The organism is uncultured Methylobacterium sp. (assembly GCF_964242245.1).
GTDB lineage: Bacteria > Pseudomonadota > Alphaproteobacteria > Rhizobiales > Beijerinckiaceae > Methylobacterium.
Genome location: NZ_CAXTBY010000160.1, coordinates 1 through 6604 on the forward strand (window position 1 = coordinate 1; position 6604 = coordinate 6604).

General features: G+C 74.2%; 7 protein-coding genes and 1 tRNA gene. 6 read left to right on the top strand and 2 right to left on the bottom strand.

Annotated elements, in window-relative coordinates; translation table 11 throughout:
* A tRNA-Glu gene (locus ACFE8Y_RS20140) sits at positions 1-76 on the bottom strand.
* A 135-nt stretch (positions 77-211) separates the two neighbouring features.
* On the opposite strand from ACFE8Y_RS20140, the gene ACFE8Y_RS20145 reads away from it, so the two are divergent.
* Positions 212-1084, top strand: a complete 873-nt coding sequence (locus ACFE8Y_RS20145) for a TrmH family RNA methyltransferase (protein WP_375466151.1) — start codon at positions 212-214, stop codon at positions 1082-1084.
* An 87-nt stretch (positions 1085-1171) separates the two neighbouring features.
* Here ACFE8Y_RS20145 and purD read toward each other — a convergent pair whose 3' ends face one another.
* Positions 1172-2452: a phosphoribosylamine--glycine ligase gene (purD, locus tag ACFE8Y_RS20150; RefSeq protein WP_375466152.1), complete on the bottom strand. Its 1281-nt coding sequence runs from the start codon at positions 2450-2452 to the stop codon at positions 1172-1174.
* Between the two features lie 254 nt (positions 2453-2706).
* On the opposite strand from purD, the gene ACFE8Y_RS20155 reads away from it, so the two are divergent.
* From ACFE8Y_RS20155 to ACFE8Y_RS20175, 5 genes are all read left to right on the top strand, one after another.
* On the top strand, positions 2707-2970 hold the full coding sequence (locus ACFE8Y_RS20155; protein ID WP_375466153.1) for a hypothetical protein: 264 nt from the start codon (positions 2707-2709) through the stop codon (positions 2968-2970).
* A gap of 72 nt (positions 2971-3042) precedes the next feature.
* The gene (gene xseA, locus ACFE8Y_RS20160; protein WP_375466154.1) at positions 3043-4695 is read left to right on the top strand and encodes an exodeoxyribonuclease VII large subunit; all 1653 of its coding nucleotides are present in this window, start codon (positions 3043-3045) and stop codon (positions 4693-4695) included.
* Between the two features lie 280 nt (positions 4696-4975).
* A complete protein-coding gene (locus ACFE8Y_RS20165) occupies positions 4976-5188 on the top strand; it encodes a molybdopterin-binding protein (protein WP_375466155.1) in 213 nt (70 codons plus the stop codon).
* Between the two features lie 86 nt (positions 5189-5274).
* The gene (locus tag ACFE8Y_RS20170) at positions 5275-5502 is read left to right on the top strand and encodes a DUF4170 domain-containing protein (protein WP_375466156.1); all 228 of its coding nucleotides are present in this window, start codon (positions 5275-5277) and stop codon (positions 5500-5502) included.
* Between the two features lie 153 nt (positions 5503-5655).
* Positions 5656-6600, top strand: a complete 945-nt coding sequence (locus tag ACFE8Y_RS20175; RefSeq protein ID WP_375466157.1) for a ribose-phosphate pyrophosphokinase — start codon at positions 5656-5658, stop codon at positions 6598-6600.
* Positions 6601-6604: the final 4 nt, after the last annotated feature.

Consider the following 6604-nt stretch of genomic DNA (forward strand, 5'->3'; position numbering starts at 1 on the left):
TGGCGCGCCCTACGGGAATCGAACCCGTGTTTTCGCCGTGAAAGGGCGACGTCCTGGACCGCTAGACGAAGGGCGCGTCTTGGGGCCGGGGTTCTATAGTCGGCCGGCGCGCGCAGGGCAACGGGCGGCCTGGGCCTTGACGTTCGGGCACGGGGCCGGTTTGTCGCGGGCGGCGCGGCCGCGTTCCGGCGTCGCGAGGATGTGCGAACCCATGGCGATCCGACGCGACGACCCCGGTGGGGTTCGAGGCCGGCCGGGCGGCGCGTGGACGGGCAAGTCCGTCGATGGCAAGTCCGTCGATGGCAAGTCCGCCCACGGCAAGGCGACCCACAGGCCCGCCGACCGGCACCGCCCCCGGTCCGCCGGGCCGCTGCCCGCGACGGAGGGCGCAGCGGTGCTCTACGGCTTCCATCCGGTGGTGCAGGCCTTGGCCAACGCGGAGCGGCGCCTGCACCGGCTGCTCGCCACCGAGAACGGAGCCGCCCGGCTCGTCGAGGCGCTCGGCACCCTGCGGATCGCGCCGGAGCTGGTGCGGCCGGCCGACATCAACCGGCGGCTCGGGCCGGATGCCGTGCACCAGGGCCTCTACCTGGAGGCCGACCCCCTCCCCTCGCCCGGCCTCGACGCGCTGCCCGCCGACGCCCTGCTGCTGGCGCTCGACCAGATCACCGATCCGCACAACGTGGGCGCGATCGTGCGCACGGCTGCGGCCTTCGGCGTCACCGGCATCGTCACCACGGCGCGCCACGCGCCGGGCGCCACCGGCGTGCTCGCGAAGTCGGCCTCCGGCGGACTGGAGCACGTGCCCTTCCTCGTGGTGCGCAACCTCGCCGAGGCGCTGATCGAACTCGGCGCGCAGGGCTTCACCCGGATCGGCCTCGATTCCGAGGCCGAGACCAGCCTCGATGCGCTCATCCCGCGGCGCCCGGCGGTGATCGTCCTCGGCGCCGAGGGCAAGGGCCTGCGCGAGCGGACGCGGACCTGCTGCGACGTGCTGGCCCGGATTCCGTTCACCGGCGCGATCCGCAGCCTCAACGTCTCGAACGCTGCCGCGATCACCCTCTACGCGCTGGGCCGCCGCTGATTTGGGACGCTCGCGGAGAGGGTGTCCCACAGGTGGCGCTCGATCCGACCTCGGCACGAGACACACCCGCCCCGCCAAGTCGCAAAATTATATGCCGTGGCCGGCGACTTCGCGGGCGACCGCGCGGCGGCCGATGTCGCGGCGGCAGAAGCCCTCCGGCCAGTCGATGCGCGCGACCGCAGCGTAGGCGCGGGCCTGGGCCTCCAGCACGCTGTCGCCGAGCGCGGTGACCGCCAGCACCCGCCCGCCGTCGGCCAGCAGGTTCCCGCCCTCCGCCCGGGTTCCGGCCTGGAACACCAGGGCGCCGTCGCGCTCGGCGTCCTCGATCCCGCGGATGGTCGAGCCGCGCACCACGGCGCCCGGATAGCCGGCCGCCGCCATCACCACGGTGAGCGCGGCGCGGTGGGTGTCGAACTCCAGGGCGACGCCGGTGAGGTCGCCCTCGCAGGCCGAGAGCAGGGCGGGCACGAGGTCGGAGGCCAGCCGCGGCAACAGCACCTGCGCCTCGGGATCGCCGAAGCGGGTGTTGTACTCGATGAGCTTGGGGCCGTCCGCCGTCAGCATCAGCCCGGCGTAGAGGATGCCGGTGAACGGCGTGCCGCGCGCGCGCATGCCGTCGAGCGTCGGCTGGATGATCGTCTCCATCACCGCCCGCTCGATCGCGGGCGTCACGAGGCCGGCCGGCGAGTAGGCGCCCATGCCGCCGGTGTTGGGGCCGCGGTCGCCGTCGAAGACGCGCTTGTGGTCCTGCGCGGTGCCGGCGAGGATCGCCCGGGTGCCGTCGCAGAGGGCGAACAGGCTCGCCTCCTCGCCGAACAGGCATTCCTCCACCACCACCACGGTGCCCGCCTCGGCGAACAGCGCCCGGAGCGCGCCTTCCGCCTGCTCCACGGTCTCGGCGACGGTGACGCCCTTGCCGGCCGCCAACCCGTCGGCCTTGACCACGATCGGCGCGCCCGCGGCCCGCACGTGGGCGAGCGCCGGCTCCAGCGCCGTGAAGCGGGCAAACGCTGCGGTGGGGATGCCGTGCTCGGCGCAGAGGTCCTTGGTGAAGCCCTTCGAGCCCTCCAATCGGGCCGCGGCCCGCGTCGGCCCGAAGGCGCGGATGCCGGCGGCCGCGAGGGCGTCGACGAGGCCGGCCACCAGCGGCGCCTCCGGCCCGACCACGACGAGGCCGATGCGCGCGGCCTCGCAGAAGGCCCGCACCGCCGCGTGGTCGCCGACCGCCAGCTCCGGGAGGTTCCGCCCGTGCCGCGCGGTGCCGGGATTGCCCGGCGCCGTGAACAGGCGGGCGCAGAGCGGGCTCTTGGCGATGGCGTAGGCCAGCGCGTGCTCGCGGCCGCCGCTGCCGATGAGGAGGATGTTCATGGGAGGAGGCTCATGGCCCCCCGGTGTTCCCGAAAACCGGCTGCGGGAAAAGGGTAATTTCGCATGTGCGCAGGCTTCGTGCACCGGCAACGCGCGAGCGGCCGGCGACGTGCGGCGAAGGGCGTGGGGGTTGGCGATGTCGGGTACGACGGTGCGAGGGCCGACGGGTCGCGGCGCTTCGGGATCGAGCGGGGCGCGAGCCTGACCCAGACCCTCGCGATCCTCGGTGCCGGGGCCTGGGGCGTCTACACCTTTTGCCGCCGACGCGGCCGCAGCCCTCCGAGTTCGAACCCGGCGAGGCGGTCTCGCGCGACCTCATCGTCTACGCCGACCGCGCGCGGTTCGACGCCCTGCGCGTGGCGGTGCGCCTCGCCTACGCCAGGAGCGACGACCCGCCGGTGCCCGTGCGCTTCACCGCCGCGGATGACGGCGCGCCCGGGCTGCGCCCGCGGGCCGCCTGGGCCGCCGAGCCCGCGCCCTGCGCCCGCCTTCGGACGACGGACTTCTCCCTGTGGTGAACCCGCAACGGCCGGGCGCATTGCCCGCAGCCGGCCTCGACCGGGGGGCTGCCGGCGGCTAGCCTTCCGGCCATGCTCGTTCCGCCGCCAGCCCTCGCCCCGGCGCCGCCCGCGCCCGTCACCAACCAGATCGAGTGGTCGGTGGGCGACCTCGCCGGCGCGCTCAAGCGCACGCTGGAGGACGCGTTCGGGCACGTGCGCCTGCGCGGCGAGATCTCGGGCTATCGCGGGCCGCACGGCTCGGGCCACGCCTACTTCTCGCTCAAGGACGGCAGCGCCCGCATCGACGCGGTGGTGTGGAAGGGCACGTTCAACCGCCTGCGGCAGAAGCCGAAGGAGGGCCTGGAGGTCGTCGCCACCGGCCGCATCACGACGTTTGCCGGCAAGTCCTCGTACCAGATCGTCGTCGAGAGCCTGGAGCCCGCCGGCATCGGCGCCTGGATGGCGCTGCTGGAGGAGCGCAAGCGCGCGCTCGCCGCCGAGGGGTTGTTCGCCGCCGAGCACAAGCGCGCGATTCCCTTCCTGCCCCGCGTCGTCGGCGTCGTCACCTCGCCGACGGGGGCCGTGATCCGCGACATCCTCCACCGGCTGGCAGACCGATTTCCGCGCCCCGTCCTCGTCTGGCCCGTCCGGGTTCAGGGCGAGGGCGCGGCCGAGGAGATCGCCGCCGCCATCGCCGGCTTCAACGCGCTCGCGCCCGGCGGCCCGATCCCCCGGCCGGACGTGCTGATCGTGGCCCGCGGCGGCGGCTCAATCGAGGATCTGTGGGCCTTCAACGAGGAGGCGGTGGTCCGTGCCGCGTTCGAGAGCGAAATCCCGCTGATCTCCGCGGTCGGCCACGAGACCGACACCACGCTGATCGACTTCGTCTCCGACCGCCGCGCGCCGACGCCGACGGGGGCGGCCGAGATGGCGGTGCCGGTGCGCGCCGACTTGGTCGCGACGCTGGACGACCTCGCCCGCCGCCGCCAAGGCGCCGCGGAGCGCAGGCTCGACCGGCTGGGGGCCGACTTCCGCGCCGCGCTCCGGGCGATGCCCGGCGCCGACGCGTTCCTCGCGGGCAAGCGCCAGCGCCTCGACCTCGCCGAGGCCCGCCTCGCGCCCGCGCTCGCGGAGAACGCCCGCGCCTTCCGCCGGCGCTTCGCCGGTGTCCTCGAACGCCTCGGGCGCCATCCGCCGGACTTGGCGCTCGCCCGCGCCCGGGTGCGGCTCGCGGCCATCGACCACCGCCCGCGCCACGCCCTCGAGAACCAGGCCGCCCGCAAGGGGGACGCGCTCTCCGCCCTGAGCCACCGCCTCGTGATCGCGCGGGCGACCACGCTCCGCCGGGCCGAATCCGAGGGGGCGCGGGCGCGCGAGCGCCTCGGTGGCCTGCGCGAGCGGATGGGGCAGGCTGAGGCCTCGCTGATCGAGCGCCGCCGCGCCCGCCTCGACGCCGCGGGGGGCCTGCTGGGCTCGCTCGGCTACCGCGCCGTGCTCGCCCGCGGCTACGCCCTGGTCCGCGACGGCGCGGGCGCCGCCCTGCGCTCCGGCCGGGGCCTGGGGCCGGGCCTGCCGCTCACCCTGGAATTCGCCGACGGCACCGTCGCCGCCCGCACCGAGGGCGGGTCCGCCGACGCGCCGCCCACCAAGCGCCGCGCGCCGCGCCGGCCCGCCGCCGAGGCCGTCCGCCCGCCGGTCGAGGCCGCGCCGGCCGCGCGGCAGGGCTCGCTGTTCGAGGCGTGAGGTCACCCGTCCTGCGGTCGTGGTCGCGCGGCCGCCCCGGGCGGACGCCGCGCCGGGAGGGGCTTGGCCGGCGCGACCGTCCGCTCGAACCCGGGGGCCGGGCGCCCGCGGTGCCGCACCCGGCCTCGACGCATCTGCCCGGCGACGGCGCTCCGTGCGACGCCTCTTCGGCATCGACGTCGCGGACGGGTGCGAGGCCGTCGTTCTCTCGTGGCGGCGGTTGCCGGAACGTCATCCGCGCATCAGGCGTTCCACCTCGCGAGGGTCGACAGAGCAGGCGATGAAGCACGGCGCACGCAACGACATCCCCGCCACGGTGGTCGCGATCAAGCGCGGCGGCGTCATGGCCCAGGTCGAGGCCGAAATCCAAGGCACCGCCTACCGGATCACCTCCGTCATGACCCTCGACTCCCTGGAGGCGATGGCGCTGGAGGAGGGCGACGCGGTCCACGTCGTCGCCAAGGCGGTCAGCGTCCTGCTGGTCAAGCCGTAGGGTATCGCGGTTGACGGGTGCGCCGCGGTTTGCCACCGCCTGCCGCGGCACGGCACCTGCCTTGCGCAGGCCCGGTAGGAGATCCCATGGCCACCCCGATCGACAGCGACCAGCGGCTCCACCTCGTCTTCGGGGGCGAATTGGAGGACATCGAGGGCGTGCGGTTCCGGGATCTTTCCGGCCTCGACGTCGTCGGCATCTTCCCCGATTACGCCTCGGCGCAGGCCGCGTGGCGGGCCAAGGCCCAGGCCACCGTCGACAGCGCGCAGACGCGCTACTTCGTGGTCCACCTGCACCGGCTGCTGGAGCCGTGAGCGGGGCCCGTCCGGTGTGAAGGCATTGTGACGCCCCAGCCCCGCTGGTAAGAACCCGGCCGATCACCGTTCGGCCGGGCCGGCCGATCGGAGCGGCGCTCCACGATGCCGGGACGCATCGCGGCCCGAGACCCCCGCTGTGAGTCCGCAGGCATGAAGTCCTCGATCAAGATCGTCGCCGGCAATGCCAGCCGGCCCTTGGCCGAGGCGATCGCCGGGTACCTCGAACTGCCGCTGGCCAAGTGCATGGTCCGGCGGTTTGCCGACATGGAGATCTTCGTCGAGCTGCAGGAGAACGTGCGCGGCGAGGACGTGTTCATCGTCCAGTCGACCTCGTATCCTGCCAACGACCACCTGATGGAACTGCTGATCATGATCGACGCCGCGCGGCGCTCCTCGGCGCGGCGCATCACGGCGGTGATCCCGTACTTCGGCTACGCCCGGCAGGACCGGCGCACGTCCGGCCGCACCCCGATCTCGGCCAAGCTCGTGTGCAACCTCATCACCGAGGCCGGCGCCGACCGGGTGCTGACGCTCGATCTCCACGCCGGCCAGATCCAGGGCTTCTTCGACATCCCCACCGACAACCTGTTCGCCGCCCCCGTGATGGTGCGCGACATCAAGGAGCGGCTGAACACCACCGACCGGATGGTGGTCTCCCCCGACGTCGGCGGCGTGGTGCGCGCGCGCGCCATCGCCAAGCGCATCGACGCCTCGCTCGCCATCGTCGACAAGCGCCGCGAGCGGGCGGGCGAGTCCGAGGTGATGAACATCATCGGCGACGTGGAGGGCCGCTCCTGCATCCTCGTCGACGACATCGTCGATTCCGGCGGCACCCTCGTCAACGCGGCGGAAGCCCTGCTGAACGCCGGCGCCAAGGAGGTCTCGGCCTACATCACCCACGGGGTGCTCTCCGGCGGCGCGGTCTCGCGGATCAGTGCCTCGCGGATGAAGGAACTGGTGATCACCGACTCGATCCAGCCGACGCAGGCGGTCAAGCTCGCCCGCAACATCCGCGTGGCCACGATCGCGCCGCTCCTCGGCGAGGCGATCGGCCGGACGGCGACGGAGGCCAGCGTGTCGAGCCTGTTCGACTGACCAC